The 22,324-nt window shown below is 65.5% G+C and carries 19 protein-coding genes; 11 read left to right on the top strand and 8 right to left on the bottom strand.

What is annotated here, in order from left to right; all coding sequences use genetic code 11:
- The first annotated feature begins 66 nt into the window (after positions 1-66).
- Genes BMX16_RS09555 through BMX16_RS09530 form a run of 6 tightly spaced genes read left to right on the top strand, consistent with a single transcriptional unit; the run spans position 67 to position 6,076 of the window.
- Positions 67-2,922: a monovalent cation/H+ antiporter subunit A gene (locus BMX16_RS09555; protein WP_089902322.1), complete on the top strand. Its 2,856-nt coding sequence runs from the start codon at positions 67-69 to the stop codon at positions 2,920-2,922.
- Positions 2,923-2,925: 3 nt separating this feature from the next.
- A complete protein-coding gene (locus tag BMX16_RS09550; protein ID WP_089902319.1) occupies positions 2,926-3,291 on the top strand; it encodes a Na+/H+ antiporter subunit C in 366 nt (121 codons plus the stop codon).
- A complete protein-coding gene (locus BMX16_RS09545; RefSeq protein ID WP_089902316.1) occupies positions 3,291-4,937 on the top strand; it encodes a monovalent cation/H+ antiporter subunit D in 1,647 nt (548 codons plus the stop codon). Before BMX16_RS09550 ends, BMX16_RS09545 begins: the two co-directional genes overlap by 1 nt.
- 1 nt (position 4,938) lies before the next feature.
- Complete coding sequence (locus tag BMX16_RS09540) at positions 4,939-5,430, top strand: Na+/H+ antiporter subunit E (protein WP_089902314.1); 492 nt, start codon at positions 4,939-4,941, stop codon at positions 5,428-5,430.
- On the top strand, positions 5,427-5,696 hold the full coding sequence (locus BMX16_RS09535; protein ID WP_089902311.1) for a K+/H+ antiporter subunit F: 270 nt from the start codon (positions 5,427-5,429) through the stop codon (positions 5,694-5,696). Before BMX16_RS09540 ends, BMX16_RS09535 begins: the two co-directional genes overlap by 4 nt.
- A complete protein-coding gene (locus BMX16_RS09530; RefSeq protein WP_089902309.1) occupies positions 5,693-6,076 on the top strand; it encodes a monovalent cation/H(+) antiporter subunit G in 384 nt (127 codons plus the stop codon). The genes BMX16_RS09535 and BMX16_RS09530 overlap by 4 nt, the downstream gene beginning before the upstream one ends.
- Here BMX16_RS09530 and BMX16_RS09525 read toward each other — a convergent pair.
- The gene (locus tag BMX16_RS09525; RefSeq protein ID WP_089902308.1) at positions 6,073-6,381 is read right to left on the bottom strand and encodes a polyhydroxyalkanoic acid system family protein; all 309 of its coding nucleotides are present in this window, start codon (positions 6,379-6,381) and stop codon (positions 6,073-6,075) included. The two genes, BMX16_RS09530 and BMX16_RS09525, sit on opposite strands and share 4 nt — an antisense overlap.
- A 129-nt stretch (positions 6,382-6,510) precedes the next feature.
- Between BMX16_RS09525 and BMX16_RS09520 the strand changes: the two genes are divergently transcribed.
- The 3 genes from BMX16_RS09520 to BMX16_RS09510 are packed head-to-tail and all read left to right on the top strand — an operon-like array spanning position 6,511 to position 10,529.
- Entirely contained in the window at positions 6,511-7,524 is a 1,014-nt protein-coding gene (locus BMX16_RS09520) for an agmatine deiminase family protein (protein WP_218139861.1), read from the top strand.
- Entirely contained in the window at positions 7,521-9,200 is a 1,680-nt protein-coding gene (locus tag BMX16_RS09515) for an amidase (protein ID WP_089902303.1), read from the top strand. The genes BMX16_RS09520 and BMX16_RS09515 overlap by 4 nt, the downstream gene beginning before the upstream one ends.
- Positions 9,201-9,245: 45 nt before the next feature.
- Positions 9,246-10,529, top strand: coding sequence for a glutamate-5-semialdehyde dehydrogenase (locus tag BMX16_RS09510; protein ID WP_089902298.1), 1,284 nt, complete (start codon positions 9,246-9,248; stop codon positions 10,527-10,529).
- On the opposite strand, the gene BMX16_RS09505 is transcribed toward BMX16_RS09510, so the two are convergent.
- The 7 genes from BMX16_RS09505 to BMX16_RS09475 form a co-directional block, all read right to left on the bottom strand.
- Entirely contained in the window at positions 10,526-11,524 is a 999-nt protein-coding gene (locus tag BMX16_RS09505) for an oligopeptide/dipeptide ABC transporter ATP-binding protein (RefSeq protein ID WP_089902295.1), read from the bottom strand. The genes BMX16_RS09510 and BMX16_RS09505 overlap by 4 nt on opposite strands.
- Positions 11,521-12,489, bottom strand: a complete 969-nt coding sequence (locus tag BMX16_RS09500; protein WP_089902292.1) for an oligopeptide/dipeptide ABC transporter ATP-binding protein — start codon at positions 12,487-12,489, stop codon at positions 11,521-11,523. The genes BMX16_RS09505 and BMX16_RS09500 overlap by 4 nt, the downstream gene beginning before the upstream one ends.
- Complete coding sequence (locus tag BMX16_RS09495) at positions 12,489-13,400, bottom strand: ABC transporter permease subunit (protein WP_089902290.1); 912 nt, start codon at positions 13,398-13,400, stop codon at positions 12,489-12,491. The genes BMX16_RS09500 and BMX16_RS09495 overlap by 1 nt, the downstream gene beginning before the upstream one ends.
- 3 nt (positions 13,401-13,403) lie before the next feature.
- Complete coding sequence (gene oppB, locus BMX16_RS09490) at positions 13,404-14,321, bottom strand: oligopeptide ABC transporter permease OppB (RefSeq protein ID WP_089902288.1); 918 nt, start codon at positions 14,319-14,321, stop codon at positions 13,404-13,406.
- A 109-nt stretch (positions 14,322-14,430) separates the two neighbouring features.
- Positions 14,431-16,041 carry a peptide ABC transporter substrate-binding protein gene (locus BMX16_RS09485; RefSeq protein WP_425434018.1) on the bottom strand — a complete coding sequence of 537 codons (1,611 nt, stop codon included), beginning with the start codon at positions 16,039-16,041 and terminating at the stop codon, positions 14,431-14,433.
- A gap of 189 nt (positions 16,042-16,230) precedes the next feature.
- A complete protein-coding gene (locus BMX16_RS09480) occupies positions 16,231-16,632 on the bottom strand; it encodes an Hpt domain-containing protein (protein ID WP_089902282.1) in 402 nt (133 codons plus the stop codon).
- Positions 16,629-17,603, bottom strand: a complete 975-nt coding sequence (locus tag BMX16_RS09475) for a response regulator (protein ID WP_089902279.1) — start codon at positions 17,601-17,603, stop codon at positions 16,629-16,631. Before BMX16_RS09475 ends, BMX16_RS09480 begins: the two co-directional genes overlap by 4 nt.
- Positions 17,604-17,886: 283 nt before the next feature.
- On the opposite strand from BMX16_RS09475, the gene BMX16_RS09470 reads away from it, so the two are divergent.
- Positions 17,887-20,727 (top strand): CHASE domain-containing protein, encoded by a 2,841-nt coding sequence (locus BMX16_RS09470; protein ID WP_089902274.1) that lies wholly within the window; start codon positions 17,887-17,889, stop codon positions 20,725-20,727.
- Between the two features lie 180 nt (positions 20,728-20,907).
- Positions 20,908-22,323, top strand: a complete 1,416-nt coding sequence (locus BMX16_RS09465) for a PAS domain-containing sensor histidine kinase (RefSeq protein ID WP_245731461.1) — start codon at positions 20,908-20,910, stop codon at positions 22,321-22,323.
- Position 22,324 lies beyond the last annotated feature (1 nt).

The following is a 22,324-nucleotide window of genomic DNA, read 5'->3' as shown; positions in this document are numbered from 1 at the left end:
ACAACATAGGCCATTTTTGGCCGATGAGGTCTGGTCGTCACAGCAAAGGTCCGCGATAAACCCGCCATGTCATTGTTCCTGATCGTTGCCCTGCCCTTCCTCGGTGCGCTTCTGCCCGGCCTGTTCATCAGGGCCGGCCGACAGGCGTGCTACATCGCCACCGTCAGCGTGACCGCGACCGCGTTCCTTGGGCTGATGCTGCACCTGCCTGCCGTGTTGCGCGGCGAGGTGCTGACCGCGCGCCTCGACTGGCTGCCCGCGCTGGGTCTGAACGTGAACCTGTTCCTCGATCCGCTCGGGTTCATGTTCGCGGCACTGATCCTTGGCATCGGCCTGCTGATCGTCACCTATGCCCGCTGGTATCTGTCGCGCGACGACAACATGGGCGAGTTCTATACCTATCTCCTGCTGTTCCAGGGCGCGATGGTGGGGATCGTGCTGTCGGACAACATCCTGATGCTGCTGGTGTTCTGGGAACTGACGTCGCTGTCGTCCTTCCTGCTGATCGGCTTCTGGAAGCATCTCCCCGACGGGCGTCAAGGTGCGCGCATGGCGCTGACCGTGACGGGCGGCGGTGGTCTTGCGCTGATCGGCGGCATGCTGATCCTCGGTCAGATCGCAGGCAGCTACGACCTGACGACGATCCTGCAGAACCGAGAGATCATTCAGGCCTCGCCGCTGTATGTGCCTGCGCTGCTGCTGATCCTGCTGGGCTGCTTTACCAAATCCGCGCAGTTCCCGTTCCACTTCTGGCTGCCGCACGCGATGTCGGCCCCCACGCCCGTGTCCGCCTATCTCCACTCCGCCACGATGGTAAAGGCGGGGCTGTTCCTGATGGCACGGCTGTGGCCGGTGCTGTCGGGCACCGAAGTCTGGGTGACGCTGGTGTGCAGCGTGGGCCTGATCACCATGATGCTGGGCGCGTTCATTGCGTTCTTCAAGGACGATCTGAAGGCGCTTCTGGCGTTCTCGACCGTCTCGCACCTCGGGTTGATCTGCTTCCTGCTCGGCACCGGGACAACGTTCGGCGCGATGGCGGCGGTATTCCACATCCTGAACCACGCCAGCTTCAAGGCGGCCTTGTTCATGGTGGCGGGCATCGTCGATCACGGCGTTCACACCCGCGACATGCGCAAGCTGGGCGGGCTGCGCCACGCCATGCCAATCACCTTCGTGCTCGCCACGTTGGCAGGGTTGTCTATGGCGGGCATCCCCCTGCTCAACGGTTTCGTGTCGAAAGAGATGATGCTGGAGGAGGCGACCTATACGACCCTGTTCGGCAACCCGCTGCTGGTCACGGTGGTGGCAACGCTGGGGGCGCTGTTCTCGGCCGCTTACTCGTTCCGCCTGATCGGGCACACCTTCCTCGGTGCGGAACGGCACGACTATCCCGCCCACCCGCATGACCCGAAACCGGGCCTGTGGCTGCCGCCAGCGTTGCTGATGGTCCCGGTCGTAGCGCTGGGCCTCTTTCCGTTCCTAGCCGAGCCGTTCGTGCGGCTGGTGACGCAGGCGGTCGTGGGCGACGTGGCCCCGATGCCGGATCAGTATCTTGCCCTGTGGCACGGTCTGACGCCTGCGCTGGCGATGTCCGGCATCGCCGTCGTCGGCGGTGCGATCTGGCTGGCGCTGTTCAACCTGCTGGCGCGGGTCTGGCACGCCATCCCGCGGCCAGAGGCGAAGGCCATGTTCGACGCCACGATCGCGGGTCTGGCCCGTGGGGCCAGCCGTGTCGGTGACGGCCTGCACGACGGCAACTTCTCGCGGTATGCGGCGATCTTCGTCGTGACGGTCGTGGCCGTGGGCGCCCATGCGTGGTTCACAGGCGACTTCGCCGGCGCGTCGCGGCAGATGCTGCCCGTCACATTCGTCGCCGTGGTGCTGTGGGGTCTGCTGATCGCCGCGACCGCGTCGCTGGTGGCCCTGCACCGCAACCGTCTGATGGTGCTGATCGTCATGGGGCTGATCGGACTGATCGTGTCCTTCGGCTTCAACTATTTCTCGGCCCCCGACCTTGCGCTGACGCAGATCACGGTCGAGGTGGTGACGATCATCCTGCTGCTGCTGGCGCTGAACTTCCTGCCGCGCACGACGCCGGTGGAATCGGGCAGCGGGCGGCGCCTGCGCGACGGCATCATCGCCATCGCGGGCGGCGTGGCCGTCACCGGCCTCGTCTGGACGATCCTGATGTCGGATTTCCCGATGACCTCGATCTCGGCCTATCAACTTGCCAACTCCTACTACGGTGGCGGCGGCACGAACGTGGTGAACGTGATCCTCGTGGACTTCCGCGGTTACGATACGTTCGGAGAGATCATCGTGCTGGGCATCGCGGCCCTCGTGATCTTCGCGCTGACCGAAACGCTGCTGGGCGGCCCCGTCCGCGCGCGCCTGCTGAACCGCAAGATCGCCGCAGTACGGGCGGGCGACCCGCATCCGATGATGATGGTCGTGCTGACCCGCGTGACGATGCCTGTGATCGTCGTGGCCGGCATCTACATCTTCCTGCGCGGTCACAACGAGCCGGGCGGCGGATTCGTGGCAGGCCTTGTGGTGTCGATCGCCGTCGTCATGCAGTACATGGCGTCCGGCATCACATGGGCGGAAAAGCGGCAACGCTTTCCCTATCACGGCATCATCGGCGCAGGCGTGCTGATCGCCGGGATCACGGGCATGGGCGCGTTCCTTGCAGGTTTTCCATTCCTGACCTCGTCGTTCGGATATTTCCGCCTGCCCCCGCTGCAGGAATTCGAGCTGGCGACGGCCATCGGTTTCGACCTTGGCGTGTTCCTTGCGGTGCTGGGCGCCGTCATGCTGTCACTGGAAAGCTTCGCCCGGCTGGGCCGTCGGAGCGAAACCGAAGATCCCGATGACGCCATGGGTATCGACCCGTCCCGCATCCTGACCGACGGAAAGGGGTGAGCCATGGAATTTCTGGTTGCCACCGCCATCGGTGCCCTGACCGCCGTGGGCATCTATCTGACATTGCGGCAACGGACGTTTCCGGTCGTCATCGGCATTTCGCTGCTGACCTATGCCGTGAACGTCTTTCTGTTCACATCGGGGCGTCTGCTGCCAGATGCGCCGGCGGTCCTGCGCGACGGCGTAGACGTCTATGCCGACCCGCTGCCGCAGGCCCTCGTGCTGACCGCGATCGTCATTTCCTTTGCCATGACGGCTGTGGTCGTCATCATGTCCCTGGGCTCGTTCCTGTCGAACGGCGAAGACCGCGTGGACGCCGCGGCCGACACCCCGCCGCCCGTGCGCAAACCCTCCGAGGAGCGGTCCTGATGTCGCACTGGATCATCGCCCCCGTCCTGCTGCCCGCCATGCTGGCCGCCATCCTGATCCTGACGGCGCGGCACGACATGCTGTTGCAGCGCGTGCTGTCGCTGGCGGGCACCTTGGCCCTTCTGGTCGTTGCTGTCGGGCTGTTCTGGCAGGCCGCCGACGACACGATCACGGTCTATCTGCTGGGTGGCTGGCAGGCCCCGTTCGGCATCGTCATGGTGGCCGACCGACTGGCCACGCTGATGGTGCTCATCACCGCCATCCTGGCACCACTCGTGCTGCTCTATGCGGTGGGCACGGGCTGGGACGCGCGCGGACGGCACTTCCACCCGCTCTACCAGTTTCAGCTGATGGGCATCATGGGGGCGTTCCTGACCGGTGACGCCTTCAACCTGTTCGTATTCTTCGAGGTGTTGCTGATCGCATCCTACGGCCTGATCGCCCATGCAGGCGGCAAGGAGCGGCTGCGCGCATCGACGCAATACGTGATGTACAACCTGCTGGGATCGACGCTGTTCCTGTTCGCGCTGGGCACGCTCTATGCCACCACGGGCACCCTGAACCTTGCCGATCTGGCGGTGCGGGTTGCCGCCCTCGACCCCGCCGACAGTGCAGGCATACGCGTCGCTGCCGTGCTGCTGTTGATGGTGTTCGCGGTCAAGGCGGCGTTGCTGCCGCTGCATTTCTGGCTGCCCGGCAGCTATGCCGCGGCCCCCGGTCCGGTCGCCGCCCTGTTCGCCGTGATGACCAAGGTCGGCGCCTATTGCATCATCCGCTTCTACACGCTGGTGTTTCCGCCGGACCTGTCCCTGACGCAGGGCCTGTTCGACACGTGGCTGATGCCCGCCGCCCTGCTGACGCTGGCGATGGGCATGATCGGTGTGCTGGGGTCGCAGCGGATCGACCGTCTGGTGGCCTTCAGCGTCATCGGGTCCATGGGCATGCTGCTGAGCGCGGTGGCCGTGTTCACGCCGCAGGGAATCGCGGCCGCGCTCTATTACGCGATCCATTCCACGTTCGCGGCCGCTGCGCTGTTCCTGCTGGTCGACGTGTTGCGTGACCGTCGCGGCACGGTGGGGGCATGGCTGCAGGACGCCATGCCCGTGGCGGGGGGTGCGGTGGTGGCCGGCATATTCTTTGCCGCGGCCATCGCGATGACCGGCCTGCCGCCCCTGTCGGGGTTCATCGGCAAGCTGCTGATCCTCGACGCGGCCCGCGACAGTGCCTTGGTCTGGTGGGTCTGGGGCACGGTGCTGACCGGCTCATTGATCGCCGTCGTGGGATTCGGCCGCGCGGGCAGTCAGGTCTTCTGGCGCGCGCATCAGGTGGCCGGTGACGTGGATCTGCAACCGCAGGGGCAGGTCCGCGACCGCCGTACCGCGCCCACGGCCCTGCCCTTGTGGGTGGTGGGCAGCCTGCTGGCGCTTCTGGTGGCGCTGACCGTGCTGGCCGGTCCCGTGAACCGGCTGCTCGCCGCCACAGCGGCGCAGCTCTTTGCCCCGCAGGCCTATGTTGCCGCCGTCCTGACACTCCCCGGCAAGGATTTCGAAGGCGAGGTGGTGCCGACCACCGACAATGTCGTGCCCGACGCCGCGCCGCCGGCGGGTGCGAACCAGCGCCTTGGCGCAGACGATGAGGAGGAGTGACATGATGCAACGCATCCTTCCACATCCGTTGCTGACCGTGATGCTGACCATCGTCTGGTGTCTGATCAACAATGAGTTCGCGCCGGGCCCGATCCTGCTGGGCCTGATCATCGGTCTGATCGTCCCGGTCCTGACCGCCGCATGGTGGCCCGACCGGCCACCTGTGGTCCGCCCGCTGCGGATGATCGCCTATCTGCTGATCGTCATCTACGACATCATCGGCAACAACCTGACCGTCGCCATGCAGGTCCTGTTCTATCGCAAGGACAGCCTGCGCCCCGCATGGATCGTGATTCCGTTGGACCTCAAGCGGCCGGAGGCGATCACGATCCTTGCGGGGACGATCACGTTGACGCCGGGCACCCTGACTGTCGATCTGGCGCAGGACGGCTGCACGCTGCTGGTGCATGCGCTGCATGCGCCAGACCCGGACGCCGTGCGCGACGATATCAAGATGCGCTATGAACGTCGCCTGAAGGAGATCTTCGCATGATGGCAACCGCGCTGTGGATTGCGTTCGGCGCCGTCGGGATGGCGCAGATCCTCGCCTTTGTCTGCCTGCTGCGCGGGCCGCACATCGGTGATCGGATCCTGGCGCTCGATACGATGGTGGTGAATGCCATCGGTCTGATCGTGCTGTCGGGCCTGTTGTTCGGCACGCAGGTTTATTTCGAAAGCGCGCTGATCATCGCCATGCTCGGCTTCGTGTCGACGGTGGCGCTGTGCCGCTTCGTGCTGCGGGGGGATATCATCGAATGACCTGGGCGCCATTGATCGTCGACATCCTGACGACCGTCCTGCTGCTGACCGGGGCCACGCTGATGCTGGCCGGATCGTTCGGCCTGCTCAAGCTGTCGAACCCCATGAGCCGGATCCATGCGCCGACGCTGGCATCCACGCTGGGCATCGGCTGCTTGCTTCTGGCGTCGATCCTCTACAACCTCGGGCAAGGCACGCCGTCGCTGCGCGAAGTGCTGGTGATGGCGTTCCTGCTCGTCACCACGCCGATCAGCGGCCATTTCATCGGTCGCGTCCATCTGCATCGCTACCGCGCCGACGCGAAATTCGACCCGCCGCCATCCGACATCGTATGGGCGACCCGCGCCGAGAACGACGACGCGCCCAGTTCCATCGACTAGGGCTTTGACAGCATCCGCGCGACAGCGGTTTCGACCATCTGCGCGATCTGCCCCTTCATCATCGTCAGCACGAGGGGGACATCCACGGTGCCCGCCACGCTGTCCGCCGTCAGGGTCGAGTCCACCACGATGGTCTGACCCATGATCCCGATGCACAGCTGCATTCCATCGTCACCGATGCGCTCGGCCTCGACCGTGCCGCCGCCGGGGATCGCCTTTTCCAGCTTTGGAATCCCTGCCAAGAGGCGCGCCGCCGCATCCTCGACCGGCAGGGTGTGTGGGACATGGAAGGCGACCTTGGGCATGATGGGATCCTCTTGCGAACTGGCGGTTCCATGTAACGCGGCCTGCGGTGCCGGAACAGTCGTTCCGTCACGTTTCACGCTCTGCTAAGGTGCGGCAACACCGCAGGAGAGTGCCCGTTGACCCATCACATGCCCACTGAGACCGCCCCGCAGGACCGCATCTGGATGGCCTTTCCGCGGACGGGTGCGACGCTTGGCGATACGTCATCCGCGCGAGAGGCGGGTTACGCCGCATGGGCCGCCGTCGCCAACACCATCGCGGATCACCAGCCGGTATCAATCATCGTCGATCCGTCGGAGGCCGACCACGCTGCGCGGATGCTGTCCGGCGACATCACCCGGATCGTGCGCCCCATCGACGATTTCTGGCTGCGCGACAGCGGGCCGACGTTCGTCCATGCCACGGATGGCAGCGTCGCGGCAGTCGACTGGATCTTCAACGGCTGGGGCGGGCCTGCGTGGACCAGCAGCGGGAACGACCGCGATCTGGCGCGTTTCATCGCCGACATGGCCGGGGTGCCGGTGGTGCCGTCGCTGCTGGTGAACGAAGGCGGCGGCATCCACGTGGACGGTGCGGGGACCATCCTGCTGACCGACACGGTGCAGCTTGACCCCGACCGCAACCCCCATGCGGACAGATTGCGGGTCGAGGAGGAGATGACCCGCACCCTCGGCACCACCCGCGCGATCTGGCTGCCCCGCGGCCTGACGCGCGATTACGACACGTTCGGCACGCGCGGCCATGTCGATATCGTCGCCTGCCTGCCCAGCCCCGGCACCCTGCTGCTGCACGACCAGCGCAACCCCGACCACCCGGATCACGCGGTGACGCGCGACCTGCGGGCGCAGCTGGCAGAGGAGGTCGACGCGCAGGGCAACCGGTTGCAGATCATCGCCCTGCCCGCCCCCGCCACGCAGACGGATGCGCATGGCCCGGTGGACTGGTCCTATGTGAACCATCTGGTCATCAACGGGGCCGTCATCGCCTGCAGCTTTGCAGAGCCCGATGCGGACCGCGAGGCGCAGGAGATCCTCGCGTCCGTCTATCCCGGGCGCACCATCGTCCCCGTGGACGCGCGCGAGCTGTTCGCCCGCGGCGGTGGCATCCATTGCATCACGCAGCAGCAACCGTCCCCCCGATGAACGTGGTCGAGGCGACGATCGCCGATCTGCAGGCGGCCCTCGCCACGGGCGCCGCGACCAGTGCCGCACTCGCCACTGCATACCTCGACCGGATCGCGCGGTTCGACCGCAGCGGGCCGTGCCTGAACGCGGTGCCCGTTCTGAACCCTGACGCGATGGAGGAGGCAGAGGCGTCCGACACCCGCCGTGCGGCGGGGCACTTGCTGGGGCCGCTCGACGGCATCCCCTATACCGCCAAGGACAGCTACAAGGTGCGCGGAATGACCGTCGCCGCCGGATCGCCCGCCTTTGCGGACCTCAAGGCTTCCGACGATGCCTTTGCCATTGCGCAACTGCGGCGCGGCGGGGCGGTCCTGATCGGGCTGACCAACATGCCGCCGATGGCCAACGGGGGCATGCAACGCGGCCTTTATGGCCGGGCGGAATCGCCCTACAGCGCCGATTGGCTGACGGCGGCCTTCGCCTCCGGCTCCTCCAACGGGTCCGGCACCGCCACCGCCGCGAGCCTCAGCGCCTTCGGGCTGGCAGAGGAGACGTGGTCGAGCGGTCGCGCGCCTGCGTCCAACAACGCGCTCTGCGCCTATACGCCCAGCCGTGGCGTCATCTCGGTCCGGGGGAACTGGCCACTGGTGCCGACCATGGACGTGGTGGTGCCACACACCCGCTGCATGGCCGACATGCTGGCGGTCCTGGACGTGATCGTGGCCGACGATCCCGACGTGCGCGGCGATCTGTGGCGCAGCCAGCCGTGGGTGCCGCTGCCCGCCGCCTCGACGGTCAGGCCCGCGTCCTACCTCGCCTTGCGCGAACCGCTGGCGGGCAAGCGGTTCGCCGTGCCCGCCATGTATATCAACGCCGACCCGGATGCCGGGACCGCGCCGGACCCCGGTAGCGGCGGGCCCACCGGGCAGCGCATCGTCACGCGCCCCAGCATCATGGCGCTGTGGGACCGTGCGCGACAGGCACTGACCGAGGCGGGGGCGACGGTCGACACCACCGACTTTCCCGTCGTCAGCAATTACGAAGGCGACCGCCCCGGCCACACCACAATCGCCACGCGGGGCCTGCTGCCAGACGGGTATCTGGCGGTCGAGACCGGCGAATTGTCGGTCCGGGCATGGGACGACTTTTTGCGCACGAATGCCGACCCCGCGCTGTCGCGGTTGGCGGACGTGGATGGCACCCGCATCTTTCCGCGCCCCCCCGGCAGTCTGCCGGACCGCTACACCGGGTTCGCCGACGACATCGCGACCTATCCCGCCATCGCCCGCAGCCTGCCGCCCGGCGAGATGCTGGACATCCCCACCCTGCCCGCAGGTTTGCGCGGGCTGGAGGAGACACGGAAGCGCGATCTGGAGGATTGGATGGACGCGGGCGGCTATGACGCCGTGATCTTTCCCGCCGTGGCAGACGTGGGGCCTGCGGATGCGGATACGAGCCCCGCCAGCGCGGACCTTGCGTGGCGCAACGGGGTCTGGGTGGCGAACGGCAACCTCGCCATCCGGCATCTGGGGATACCGACGGTCACCGTGCCGATGGGCACCATGGCTGATACCGGCATGCCCGTGGGGCTGACATTCGCCGGTCGGGCGTATGACGATAACGCCCTGCTGGCCTTGGCCGCCGCGTTCGAGGCGACCGGTCCCTATCGCGCTGCACCGCCGCGCACCGCTTGATCCCTGTCGCCCAAGGGCGCATATCGGTGCGGCAGGAGAGAACCGATGAACCACATGACCCCCAAGACGGACGGCGAAACCGATGTCACACGGCTGATCGCCGACCAGACCCGCCGTGCGCGGGTGGCAGCTACGGCGCTGGCACTGGCGACGCCAGACCAGCGCAGCGCGGCACTGACCCACGCGGCGCAGGCGTTGCGCGACCGGTCTGAAGCCATCGTGGCCGCGAACGCTGCCGATGTGGCCAGCCTCGTGGGCAGCGACAAGGATGCGGCGTTCATCGACCGGCTGACCCTGACGCCCGCACGCGTCGCCGCCATGGCCGACGCGCTGATCGAGATTGCGGCGCAACCCGACCCCCTCGGTCAGATCCTCGAGACGACCCACCGCCCCAACGGGTTGCGGATCGAACGGGTCAGCGTGCCCATCGGCGTCATCGCCATGATCTACGAATCGCGTCCCAACGTGGGTGCAGATGCAGGCGCGCTCTGCATTAAGTCGGGCAATGCCGTCATCCTGCGCGGCGGCAGCGAAAGCCTGCGGTCGTCGCGCGACATCGTGGCCTGCCTGACCCACGGCCTGACCGCCGCGGGCCTGCCTGCCGACGCGGTGCAACTGGTGGACACGACGGACCGCGCCGCCGTCCGCGCGCTGCTGCACGCCACCGGCGCCGTCGATCTGGTGATCCCGCGTGGCGGACGTGGCCTCGTGTCGCTGGTGCAGGCCGAGGCGCGGGTGCCGACGCTGCTGCACCTGGACGGCAACAACCACACCTATGTCCACGCCAGCGCCGACGTGGATCAGGCGGTGCGGCTGGTACGCAACGCCAAGATGCGCCGCACCGGCGTGTGCGGATCGACCGAATGTGCCGTGGTGGACCGCGCCATCGCGCCCATGTTCCTGCCTGCGCTGGCCGCCGCCATGACCGACTGCGAATTGCGCGGCGACGACGCCGCCTGCGCCATCGTGCCCGCCATGACCCCGGCGACGGATGCGGACTGGGACACCGAATACCTGTCCAACATCCTGTCGGTGCGCGTGGTGGACGATCTGGCAGAGGCCATCGCCTTTATCCAAGCCCACTCCTCGGCCCATACCGAGGCGATCGTAGCGACGGATACGGCCGCCGCGCGCACCTTCATGGCGGCCATTGACGCGGCCATCGTGATGCACAACGCCTCCACCCAGTTCGCCGATGGCGGAGAGTTCGGGATGGGCGCCGAGATCGGCATCGCCACAGGGCGAATGCACGCGCGCGGCCCTGTGGGGGCCGCACAGTTGACAAGCTACAAATACCTCGTGTTCGGCGACGGGCAGGAAAGGCCCTAGACCGTCTCCGCCTCTTGCACCGGGCCGGGGTGCAGGCAGGCGACCACATGGTCGCCGCCCTGCACCGATGGCACGATCTGCGCGCAATCCGCTTGCGCGCGGGGGCAGCGGGTGCGGAACACGCAGCCCGACGGTGGCGCCATCGGCGACGGCATGTCGCCATCCAGCGGGATGATCCCCTTTGCGCGTTCGATTACCGGATCGGGCACCGGGACGGCGGACAGCAGCGCCTGCGTATAGGGGTGCTGCGGGTCGGCATAGAGCGTGCGGCGCGGGGCCTTTTCCATCACGCGGCCCAGATACAGCACCATCACGTCGTGCGAGATGTTCTTCACCACGCTCAGGTCATGCGCGATGAAGATCATCGCGAGACCCAGATCGCGCTGCAACTCCTTCAGCAGATCGACGACCTGCGCCTGAATCGACACGTCCAGCGCCGACACCGGTTCGTCGCAGATCAGCAGCTTTGGTTCGACCACCAGCGCCCGCGCGATGCCGATGCGCTGGCATTGCCCGCCGGAAAACTCGTGCGGATAGCGGTTGATCATCTGCGGTAGCAGACCCACACGCTCCATCATCGCGTCAACACGTTTGCGGCGATCCTCGGCTGACAGGTCGGGGCGGTGCGTCAGCAGCGGTTCCGCGATGATCCGCCCCACGGTCATGCGCGGGTTCAGGGACGCCAGCGGGTCCTGAAAGATCATCTGGATCTGGGCGCGATAGGGTTTCATCGCACGGGGCGACAACGGGATCAGGTCGGTTTTGCCTTCCCACAGGACTTGCCCGGTGGCGGGCACCATGTTGATCAGGCCGCGCGCCATGGTGGATTTGCCGCAACCGGATTCGCCCACGACGCCGAGCGTCTGGCCGGGTTCCAGATCGAAGCTGACGCCGTTTACCGCCCGCAGGGGACGCGGTGCGGTCCACGGCATGTCACCCGCACGGGTAATGGGAAAGGTGACGCGCAGGTCGCGGACGGACAAAAGAGTGCTCATGCGGCGACCTCGGCGATGGGACGGTGACAGGCGCGGGCGCGGTCGCCGTCGAAGCTGACCAGCGGCGGCATGACGCTGCAATCGAGGGCCGCATAGGCGCAGCGGGGGCGGAACGGGCAGCCTTCGGGGGCGCCGGCCATGTTGGGCGGATTGCCGGGAATGGCGGTCATGATCGCATCCTCGTCGTCCACGCGAGGCACGGCGCCCAGCAGCCCGCGCGTGTAAGGGTGGGTCGGCTGCGCGAACAGCGGATCGACCGGGGCCTTTTCCATCACGCGGCCGCCATACATCACCACCACACGCTCGCAGAACCCTGCAACGACGCCAAGGTCGTGGGTGATCAGAACCGTCGCCATCCCGAACTCGCGCTGCAAGTCGTTCAACAGCTCCATGATCTGCGCCTGCACGGTCACGTCCAGCGCAGTGGTGGGCTCGTCCGCGATCAGCAGGTCGGGACGACACAGCAGCGACATGGCGATCATCACCCGCTGCCGCATCCCACCGGAAAACTCGTGCGGATACAGACGGATGCGCTCAGACGCGGCAGGGATGCGCACGGCATCCAGCATCCGCACGCTCTCTGCCACGGCGTCACGCTTGGACATGCCCTTGTGCAGGGTCAGCACCTCGGCCATCTGGTCGGATATGCGCATGTAGGGGTTCAGCGACGTCATCGGGTCCTGAAAGATCATCGCGATCCGCCGCGCGCGCAGCTGGTTCATCCCCTTGTGCCCGATCCCGAGGATCTCTTGCCCATCGAAGCGCACCGATCCGCTGGTGCGCCCATTGGGTGCCAGCAGACCCATGACGGCAAAGGCGGTCTGCGATTTGCCCGACCCGCTTTCGCCCACGATGCCCAGCGTCTGGCCGCGGTCGATGGACAGCGACAGGTCGTTGACCGCATGCACGGGGCCATCCTCGCCGTCGAAGGTGACGGACAGGTTGTCGATTTCAAGCAGAGCCATCAGCGGTCCTTCGGGTCGAGGGCATCGCGCAGGCCATCGCCCACGAAGAAGAAGCCGAACAGGGTCAGCACGAAGAACAGAAGCGGGAACGCCAGCTGCCAGACGGTGCCATATGAAATCGTCCCGGCCCCTTCGGCGATCAGCGCACCAAGCGACGTCAGGGGTTCCTGCACGCCGAGGCCAAGGAACGAGATGAAGCTTTCGGTCAGGATCATCAGCGGCACCAGCAGCGTCGCATAGACGATGATGACGCCCGCGAGGTTGGGCACGATGTGGCGCAGGATGATGACCGGGGCAGACACGCCGGTGGCACGCGCCGCCTCGACATACTCGCGGCCCTTCAGGCTCAGCGTCTGGCCGCGCACGATGCGCGACATGTCCATCCACGAGATCAGGCCGACGCCGACGAACAGCATGGTGATCGACCGGCCATACATCACGAGCAGCAGGATCAGCACGAACATGTAGGGAATGGCCATCAGGATATCGACCAGCCGCATCATGATGCCGTCCACGCGCCCGCCGACATAACCCGCCGTCGCGCCATAGAGGGTGCCGACGACAATGGCGATCAGGGCGCCAACAACGCCCACGGCCAATGAAATCTGCGTGCCCTGCACGGTACGCGCGAACAGGTCGCGCCCCAGATCGTCGGTGCCGAAATAGTGCCCCGACGCGATGGACGGGCCGCCCAGTTCGGCCACCTGCCCCATAACGTTGTAGTCCAGCTCTTCGTTCGACCATTGCGCAAGGAACCCGCCGAACAGGGCGAACAACGTCACGATCACCAACAGCAGCAGGCCGAATACCGCCGCCTTGTTGCGAAAGAACCGCCGCCGCGCGTCGGCCCAGGGCGAGCGACCCTTGGTGACCTGCGCGGTCGCCACGTTGTTTTCAGTGGTTGCGACCATGGATCAATACCTGATCTTGGGGTCGATCCATCCGTACAGGATATCGACCACGAGGTTGAAGAAGATCGTCAGCGCGCCAACGAGGATCGTGACGCCCATCATCACCGCGTAATCGCGGTTCAGCGCACTGTCGACGAAGGCCTTGCCGATACCGCCGGTGGAGAAATAGATGTCCACGACCACCGACCCGGTGATCATCGCGACGAACGCCGGTCCAAGGTACGAGATCACGGGCAGCATCGCGGGTTTCAGCGCGTGGCGCAGAATCACGCGGCGTTCCGGCAGCCCCTTGGCCCGCGCGGTGCGGATGTGGTTGGACGTCAACACCTCGAGCATCGACGACCGGGTGATCCGCGCGATGGAGGCCATGAAGGACGTGGACAGCGCGATCACCGGCATGATCCAGTATTCCGGCCCCTGCCAGCCGCCGCCCGGCAACCAGCCCAGCCACAGCGTGAACACGAGCACGAGGATCGGCGCCATGACGAAGTTCGGCAGCACCTGCGCGCCGATGGACGTGCCCACGGCGATGTAGTCGAGCCATGTGTTGTGCCGCACGGCTGCGGCGACGCCCAGCGACACGCCGACGATCACCGCCAGCGCGAAAGAGATCAGGCCATAGGTCAGCGTGATCGGAAAGCCCTGCGCGATGATCTGGTTCACCGTCCGGTCCTTGTAGACGAAGCTTGGCCCGAAATCGAACTGCGTGACGATGCCCCAGACGTAGGACAGGATCTGCCGCCACAGCGGCTGATCCAACCCGTATTTCGCATTCAGGTTGGCCAGCACGTCCGGCGGAATCTCACGCTCCGACGTGAACGGACCACCGGGGGCTGCGTGCATCAGCATGAACGACACCACGATCAGCACCAGCAGCGTGGGGATCGCGATGGCCAGACGCTTGAGGGAATAGGTAAACAACAGCCGGTCCTTCCGGGCTAAAGCTGAACTTGAAATGGGCTGGGTGGTGCAAATGGAAAGGGCGCGGGGACATCCGGTCGGATGCCCCCGCGCCCCTGATCGCGTGCGCTTACTGCGCGACGCGATACAGATCCTTGCCATACCACGTGTTGTTGACGTTGTTGTCCGGCAGACCCTGAATGTCCGCCGAGATCATGTCCACGTTGGCATAGTGATAGATCGGGATGATCGGCATTTCGGCCGCGAGGATGCCTTCGGCCTGCTGATACAGCGGCTGGGGATCCTCGGCCTGCTTGGAATCAGCCATCACCTGATCGTATTCGTCGTTGAACCACTCGCCATTGTTGTGACCCGAATAGGAGGTCATCAGGTCGAGGTAGGTCGACGCCTCGTTGTAGTCGCCGCACCAGGCATAGCGCGCCATGTCGAAGTCCTGGTTCTGCAGACGGTCCGTGTGGATCGTCCATTCGTAGTTGTCGAGCGTGATGTTGATGCCGATCGCCTTCAGCATCTGCGAGGCCGCGATGGCGATCTTTTCGTGATCGTCCGACGTATTGTACTGCAGACGCAGGTCCAGCGGGTTGTCGGGACCATAGCCCGCCTCGGTCATCAGGGCCGTTGCTGCCTCGATGCGCTGGGCTTGATCCATCTCGTCCGCCCACGGCAGGGCCGGACGCTCGAAATCGGAAATCGCCCAGTGGGTCCAGTTGTAGGCGGGACGCTGGCCGCCCTGCAGGATGCGGTCCACGATGATGTCGCGGTCGACGGCATAGGCCATCGCCTGACGGACGCGCACGTCCTTCAGCGCCTCCGGGCCCTTTTCGCCGACGTTCAGCATGTAGATGTAGGAACAGTTGTAGGGCGTGGATTTCGCCTGATCGGGGTATTCCTCGGCCAGACGGGGATACTGACCGGCGGGAATGTCCACGCGGTCCAGCTCGCCTGCCAGATAGCGGGTCAGGGCCTGATTGCTGTCGTTGATCGTCAGCGCGGTCAGCTGCGCGATCACCGTGTTTTCGGCGTCCCAATAGGTGTCGTTCTTTTCCATCATGACGCGCTCGCCCAGCTGGTGTTCGACCAGCGTATAGGCGCCGTTGCCGACCAGATTGCCGGCCTGGGTCCAGTTGTCGCCGAACTCTTCGACGACCGACTGCTTGACCGGAAAGGTCGAGGCGTGGACCAGCATCTGCGGGAAATACGGCAGCGGCGTAGTGATCGTCACCTCAAGCGTGGTGTCGTCCACGGCGCGGATCCCAAGCTGATCCACGGGCATTTCACCGGCGACCACCTGCGGCGCGTTCGCGACCTGCATCAGTTCCATGTACCAGGCGTATTCGGATGCGTTCGCCGGATCCGCCAGACGCTGCCAGCCATAGACGAAATCGTTGGCCGTGACGGGCGTGCCGTCGGACCATTGCGCATCGTCGCGGAGGTTGAAGGTGTAGGTCAGGCCGCCGTCAGACACGGTGTGGTCCAGCGCCACGCCGGGGACCAGTTCGCCGTTGCCGTCCTCGTTGTAGAGGCCTTCGAACAGGTTGCGCAGCACGTCGGACCCTTCGACGTCGGTGTTGATCTGCGGGTCCATCGACTTGATCGCGTCCAGCAGCCAGAAGGTATAGGTCTGGTCGTCGGCCAGCGTCGTGCCGGCGGGCACGGTGGCCGCCTGTGCCGTCGCAGCCAGACCCAGCGCCATGGCCGTGGTCGCAAGCATTCTGGTCATCTGCATGACTGTTCTCCCTGTCAGGTCAATTTCATCGCGACTTGAATCGCTGTGTTGCAATCTCACACCAATGTTGTGCGAAATTGCAATGCCTGACCTAGCGGAAGATGTCATGTGCGCGCTGTGCAGCGAATACACGGCAAGAAAGCGCTGAACGGCAGGGCCGGGCACCCCCCGGCGTCGCACCGATCACCGACCTGCGCAGCCGACTGACCGGTCCGTCATGGGGTATGCCGATGCCGTGCGGTCGTCACGACAGACCTGCAGCGACACCTCGAGGAAGGCATCCAGCACATTGGCCGCAGCGGTCAGATCGATCCGGTCCGATCGCCGCTGATCGCGCAGATGGCGTTCCGCGACGAACGCCGCATCGCCCAGAGTCTGAAGTCCAAGCGAGCCTGCGGCACCCGCGATCTTGTGCAGGACCGCCTCCGCGATGCCCGGTCCGGACCCGGCATCCTCACCGCGACGCCAGTCCTCCAGCAAGGCCTCGAGCTGTTCGTGACGCTCGAAGTGATGCTGCAAGAAACGCTGTTTCAGCCGCAGCATGCCTGCGTCGAAATCCGCGTCGCTGCCCGCAGTCCGTGTCATGCGGATGCGCCGAGATACCAGAAGTCGTCCAGATCACGTTCGGCGCGCTGCGCCTCGGCCTCTGCGGCGGTGACGGCCTGCGACAGGGCGTCCAGCGCCGTCGCACCCGACCGCCACATGATTCGCATGGCATTGCCCGTGCTGACGCGGACATGCAGCCGTGCACCCTTGCTGCTGTGCATCTCGAGCCTGTGGATCGCCAGATTCAACTGGTCGGTGAACCGCTCGAAATCGGGCAGGCGCGCACCCTCGACCACGCAGACGAAGGTTCCGTTGCCCGCATAGGCCCCGATGAAGGCGTGGGCCGCCATCGTGTCGGCCAGCGCCTCGGCGACATCGACGATCATGCACTGGAAATCGAACGGCGACATCTGGTGAAACAGCTGTTCGACGCGCCGGACAGAGACGGCGAACACGCTCGATCCGAACAGCCGCGCACGGCTCAGCTTCGCGACGTAGTTTTCCAGTGCGACCGCATCGACGATCCCGGCGATGTCGTGGATCTCGAACGGGCGATAGATCGACATCGGGTGGTCCGACGTCACGGTGCGCGCGCCGGACGGCGTGGCCACCAGCGTGGCACCCTGACGTGTCCGCGCCGCGACAAGCTCCTCCAGCACACCCAATCTCACGCGCAATTCCGTGATCTCGAACGGCTTGTTAAGATAGTCGGTGGCCCCCGCGAGGAATGCGCTGTCGATATAGCTCTTTTCCGACATCGCGGTCAGCATCAGGACCGGCGCCACTTCGTAGCCCGGGATCTGGCGCAGGGCACGGCACACCTCGATGCCGTCCATGTCGGGCATCTGGATGTCCAGCATGATGCAATCAAAGGAGTCGTCGTCGTGCAGGATGTCCAGCGCCTTGGAACCCGACGCCGCGGTCACGAGTGTGTGGCCCCCGATGTGGTCGATGATCTCACTTAGCAACTCGAGGATGAAGGGGTCGTCATCGACGGCCAAGATGAACATGATGCCGGCCTTTCTGACCAAGGACTGCGCCGACCCGTGCACAACGGCAGGCGCAGATGGTTTTTTATCTGTCTATAAGACTTGCGTGGCAAATGTGGTCGGACTTGGGCGAAAAGCGGGTGTTTCGGCGTTGTCCGGGCTGAAGCCCGCGGGACTTGCACGCCCTGCGCATAGGCGGGCCAGCGCCCGGCGGCACCCGATTTTCCTGTCGCTTACACCATGGTTGACGCTATGGCTGAAACACGTCCGTCCTCCATCGTTTTTCCGGTAGAATGTGTCCCGCATGGTCCAGTTCCTGTCGCGCCCGATCATCCGCATCCTGTTCGCGGCACTGTGTCTGGGCCTGACCTTTGCCATCGCCGCCTATGCCCGGCATGTGGACCTGAACCGCAGCCGCTCTGCCTTCCAGTCCGTCGTGACCGACAGCGGCAGCGCTCTCAGCGTGCGGATTCAAAGCTATGTCCAAAGCCTCGATGCCCTTGCTGCCCTGATGCAGTCCGCCGAGGTCGTCACCGAGGCCGAATGGGAAACCTATGTCGATACGCTCCAGATCCAGCAGTCGTTGCCCGGCGTTCTGGGTCTGGGGCTGATCCTGCCGACCGATAGCGCCGGTCTGGACCGCCTGCGTGCACAGGCCCGCGCTGCGGGAGAGGCCGATCTGATCGTGCGCCCCGAGACGGACCGCATTGAGAAGTTCATCATCCGCTACATCGCGCCGATCGCGACGAATGCCGCCGCGCGCGGGCTCGACATCGCGTTCGAGGACAACCGTCGGATGGCGGCGCTGACCTCCCGGGATACCGGGACCGTGCGACTGACCGGACCGATCAACCTCGTGCAGGGTGACCGGGACGAACCCGGCGGCCTGATCCTGCGCCCGATCTACAGCACCGGCAGTGTGCCGTCCGACACTGCATCGCGCCGTGACACGCATGTGGGCTGGGTCTACATGCCTTTCTTTACCGCACAGGCCCTGTCGGAACTGACGGCAAGCCAATCCGACCTGTTCGACGTCAGCGTGATGGATGCCGGACAGCTGCTGTACAGCAGCGCCGCGGCGCAGGCCGGGTCCGACTTTACGGTGACCGAATCCATGGATGTCCTGGGACGGACATGGACGATGACATGGGTCAGCACGCCCAGGTTCGATGCGCTGAACAGATCGCCGCTGCCGTGGCTGATCGTGTTCGGCGGCCTCTCCGCGACGCTGGTCGCGCTGCGGTCGATCACATCCTTCGCCAATCGCGAAACCGAGATCGACGCCCTTGTCGCGGCCAAGACAGAGGCGCTGTCGGACCGCGTGAAACAGAACCGATCGGTCATCAAGAATTCGGTCTTCGGCGTCATCCTGCTGGATGCGACCGGGCGGGTCGTCGATGCGAACCCCGCCGCGGCCGCCATCCTCCGCCTGCCGCGCGACGATGTGCTGGGGCGTCCGTTCGATGCCTTCCTGACCATGGACGAGGCCGACGACACCGTGGCCGATCTGCGGCATGCCACCCTGGGGACCGGTCCGCAGCAACGCCGGATCGAGGTGCAGCGCAACCTGTGGCACCGGTCTGACGGATCGCCGCGGCAGTCCGTGCTGCTGCGCGACGTGACCGCCGAGACGCAGTCGCGTCAGGCCCTGTCGGACATGGAGGAACGCTGGAGCCTTGCGCTGCAAGGCGCCGAGATCGGCGTGTTCGACGTGGACCTGACCACGAACACGCCGGTGGTGTCCGCAACCTGGCGCAACCTGCTGGCGGTCCCGGACGATCCCGACCTCGACATGCAATCGCATTTCATGTCCCGCGTGCACCCAGAGGATCTTCCCGTGCTGCGCGCCTCCGACCGGGCGGCCCTGCGCGGCGACAGTCCGCGGTCCACGTCGGAGTTCCGCGTGCTGTTCCCGGGCAACGAATGGCGCTGGATGCGGTCGGATGCGGTCGTCGTCGCGCGTGACGCGGACGGACGCGCGTTGCGCATGATCGGCGCACAGACCGACATCACCGCCCTGCGCCAGGCGCAGATGGCCCTGTCGAACAGCGAGGATATGCTGCGCCTCGTGATCGCGCGCGCGCCCGTCGGTACGGCCATCCTCGGCCATGACGGGACAGTCATGCAGTCCAACGATGCCCTGATGCTTATGACGGGCCTCACGGCGCAGGCCCTGCATGGCCAGCACATCGACGCGCTGGTGCTTGCCGATGACCGGGACGCGGTCCGTACGGCGATCGCCGACCTCTATGGCCATCCGGGCGCCACCTATCGCGGCGAACACCGGATCATGCACAAGGACGGGACGTTGCGGTGGGGCCTGATCAGGGTGTCGTGGGTGTTCGACGCGGGCAAGGAGGCCGAGCTCTATATCGTCCAGATCAACGACGTGACGCAGGAAAAGCAGGCGGAGCAGATCAAGAACGAATTCATCGCCACGATCAGCCACGAATTGCGCACGCCGCTCACGTCTATCAAGGGCGCGCTGGGTCTGCTGATGACGATCAAGGACGGTGTCCCCGCACCGTCCGCGCGCCTGCTCGACATCGCCGCGAACAACACGGATCGGCTGATCCGGCTGGTGAACGACATCCTCGATCTGGAAAAGATCAGCGCAGGCCAGATGAAGTTCCAGATCGATGCACACGACGCCAGCCGTCTGATCGCAGATGCGCTGGAACAGAACCAGCCGCTGTTGCTGCGCAACGGTTTGTCGTTCGTGCTGGAGGATGGTGCCGCCGGGGCGCAAGTCTGGGCCGACGACAACCGTCTTGCGCAGGTCTTTGGCAATCTGCTGTCGAACGCCTGCAAATATGCGCCCGCCGGGTCTGCCATCGCGGTCGCGCTTACGGCGGATGCGGACGTGGTGCGCTTTGCCGTGACAGATACGGGTCCAGGTGTGCCCATCGCGTTCCGCGACCGCATCTTTTCCCCATTCTCGCAGGCCGACGGGTCCGATACCCGCCAGCGCGGCGGCACCGGCCTTGGGTTGAACATCTCGCGGCAGATGGTCGAACATATGGGCGGCAGCATCGGATTCGACAGCGAACCGGGCGTCCGCACCACGTTCCACTTCACCCTGCCACGCGTCGCGGCGGACGCCGGGGCCGGGGCAGATGGCAGTCAACGCACCCGGCAGATCTGACCGCCGAATCGCATCGGTCGCACCGGGTTCTGGCATCGCCCACTGACAGCCTTAACTTTGCCCCAAACCATGATTAGCCATCATGCAACGAATTTGATCGGTCGCCACAGCGCCACGGAACATCCCTTGCGCCGGGCAATTATCAGGCTGGGATTTGACATGGAACTCGGATTGAAACATATGAGATCGGCACTGGCAGCATTGAATGCCCATGCCATGGTCGTCACGACGAATGCCGCAGGCCGCGTGACGTCAGTCAACGACGTCTTCGTTCGCACAACAGGACATCAACGGGCTGACGTCATCGGCATGACCCCCGGTTTCTACCCCGGGTGGGATGATGCGGCGCAGGCCGACATGCCGGTCTGGACCGGCGATCGGCAGGTCGTCACGGACGCGGGCACGTCGCTGTGGACCAAGACGACCCGCATCCACCAGCATGACGCCCACGGACAGTTTGCGGGGATGATCCTGATCCACGCGGACACCAGCGATCAGCGGACGGCCGAAACCGACCGGGACGCGGTTGCAAGCCTGCATCTGCTGAGCGAGCCTGTCTTCATCGTCGCAGCCGGCACGCACCGCGTCGTCTTTGCCAACGCGGCGGCCATGACGCTGTTCGGCTGGGCACCCGACGCTTTGGACAGCGTCGACATGGCGTCGTTGGACCTGGCCTGCGACCGGGGTGCCGTCACCGACCAGATCGCAAGGCTGGAGGCGGGCGAGATCGACCAGTTCGCGTTCGATGCGGACTATGACGGCGTGTCGTTCCGGGCGGACATGCAGGTGACGCAGTTGCCGGGGCAGGCGCGCCGCCTGTACGTCATCCTGCGCAACCAGACCGAAGTGCTGGCGGTCTCGCGCGCCAAGGACGAACTGGTGGCCACCGTCAGCCATGAATTGCGCACGCCGCTGACCTCGATCAAGGGCGCGCTCGGACTGATCCAGTCCGGCGCGGCTGGTCCGCTGTCGGACAAGGCCCGCGGTCTGCTGGACATCGCCTATCGCAATGCCGACCGGCTGGTGCTGATCGTGAACGATATCCTCGACCTCGAAAAGCTCGAGGCCGGTCACATGGATTACGACATGCAGCGCCACGATCTGACGGCAACGCTTCAGGATGCGATCGCGATGACAGCGACCTACGCGGCGCGGTTCGACGTGGCTGTCAATCTGCGCGCGGATACGCACCCGGCATGGGCCGATTTCGATACCGGGCGCATCCATCAGGTGCTACTGAACCTGATCTCGAACGCCTGCAAGTTTTCGCCCCGGGGGACGCAGATCGACGTGGTGCTGGTCAGTGGCGGTGACCGGCACCGCGTCAGCGTTGTGGATCGCGGTGCCGGGATCCCGGCTGACGCGCTGGACCGGGTGTTCGACCGGTTCACTCAGGTGGGCAAATCCAACCGCGCGCGCGGCGGTGGCACCGGGCTGGGTCTGAGCATCGTCAAGGCGATCGTCGAAAGCCATGGTGGACAGGTCGCCCTCGAAAGCGTCGAGGGTCAGGGCACATCCGTCAGTTTCACCCTGTCCCGACGTGATGCACCGGTTCAGGCCGTGTCCGTGTTGCAAATGTCTGGCACAAGAGGATAAA

This window comes from Loktanella fryxellensis, from assembly GCF_900110065.1.
Lineage (GTDB): Bacteria > Pseudomonadota > Alphaproteobacteria > Rhodobacterales > Rhodobacteraceae > Loktanella > Loktanella fryxellensis.
Note: the sequence above shows the minus strand (reverse complement) of the source record. Positions and strands in the feature narration are given on the sequence as shown.

Coding starts and splice junctions, on each gene's coding strand:
- BMX16_RS09465 (WP_245731461.1), top strand. CDS start 20,908: ATGAGATCGGCACTGGCAGCATTGAATGCCCATGCCATGGTCGTCACG.
- BMX16_RS09505 (WP_089902295.1), bottom strand. CDS start 11,524: ATGAGCACTCTTTTGTCCGTCCGCGACCTGCGCGTCACCTTTCCCATT.
- BMX16_RS09545 (WP_089902316.1), top strand. CDS start 3,291: ATGTCGCACTGGATCATCGCCCCCGTCCTGCTGCCCGCCATGCTGGCC.
- BMX16_RS09555 (WP_089902322.1), top strand. CDS start 67: ATGTCATTGTTCCTGATCGTTGCCCTGCCCTTCCTCGGTGCGCTTCTG.
- BMX16_RS09480 (WP_089902282.1), bottom strand. CDS start 16,632: ATGACACGGACTGCGGGCAGCGACGCGGATTTCGACGCAGGCATGCTG.
- BMX16_RS09485 (WP_425434018.1), bottom strand. CDS start 16,041: ATGACCAGAATGCTTGCGACCACGGCCATGGCGCTGGGTCTGGCTGCG.
- BMX16_RS09540 (WP_089902314.1), top strand. CDS start 4,939: ATGATGCAACGCATCCTTCCACATCCGTTGCTGACCGTGATGCTGACC.
- BMX16_RS09520 (WP_218139861.1), top strand. CDS start 6,511: ATGCCCACTGAGACCGCCCCGCAGGACCGCATCTGGATGGCCTTTCCG.
- BMX16_RS09550 (WP_089902319.1), top strand. CDS start 2,926: ATGGAATTTCTGGTTGCCACCGCCATCGGTGCCCTGACCGCCGTGGGC.
- BMX16_RS09475 (WP_089902279.1), bottom strand. CDS start 17,603: ATGTTCATCTTGGCCGTCGATGACGACCCCTTCATCCTCGAGTTGCTA.
- BMX16_RS09495 (WP_089902290.1), bottom strand. CDS start 13,400: ATGGTCGCAACCACTGAAAACAACGTGGCGACCGCGCAGGTCACCAAG.
- BMX16_RS09525 (WP_089902308.1), bottom strand. CDS start 6,381: ATGCCCAAGGTCGCCTTCCATGTCCCACACACCCTGCCGGTCGAGGAT.
- BMX16_RS09510 (WP_089902298.1), top strand. CDS start 9,246: ATGAACCACATGACCCCCAAGACGGACGGCGAAACCGATGTCACACGG.
- BMX16_RS09500 (WP_089902292.1), bottom strand. CDS start 12,489: ATGGCTCTGCTTGAAATCGACAACCTGTCCGTCACCTTCGACGGCGAG.
- BMX16_RS09515 (WP_089902303.1), top strand. CDS start 7,521: ATGAACGTGGTCGAGGCGACGATCGCCGATCTGCAGGCGGCCCTCGCC.
- BMX16_RS09530 (WP_089902309.1), top strand. CDS start 5,693: ATGACCTGGGCGCCATTGATCGTCGACATCCTGACGACCGTCCTGCTG.
- BMX16_RS09470 (WP_089902274.1), top strand. CDS start 17,887: ATGGTCCAGTTCCTGTCGCGCCCGATCATCCGCATCCTGTTCGCGGCA.
- BMX16_RS09535 (WP_089902311.1), top strand. CDS start 5,427: ATGATGGCAACCGCGCTGTGGATTGCGTTCGGCGCCGTCGGGATGGCG.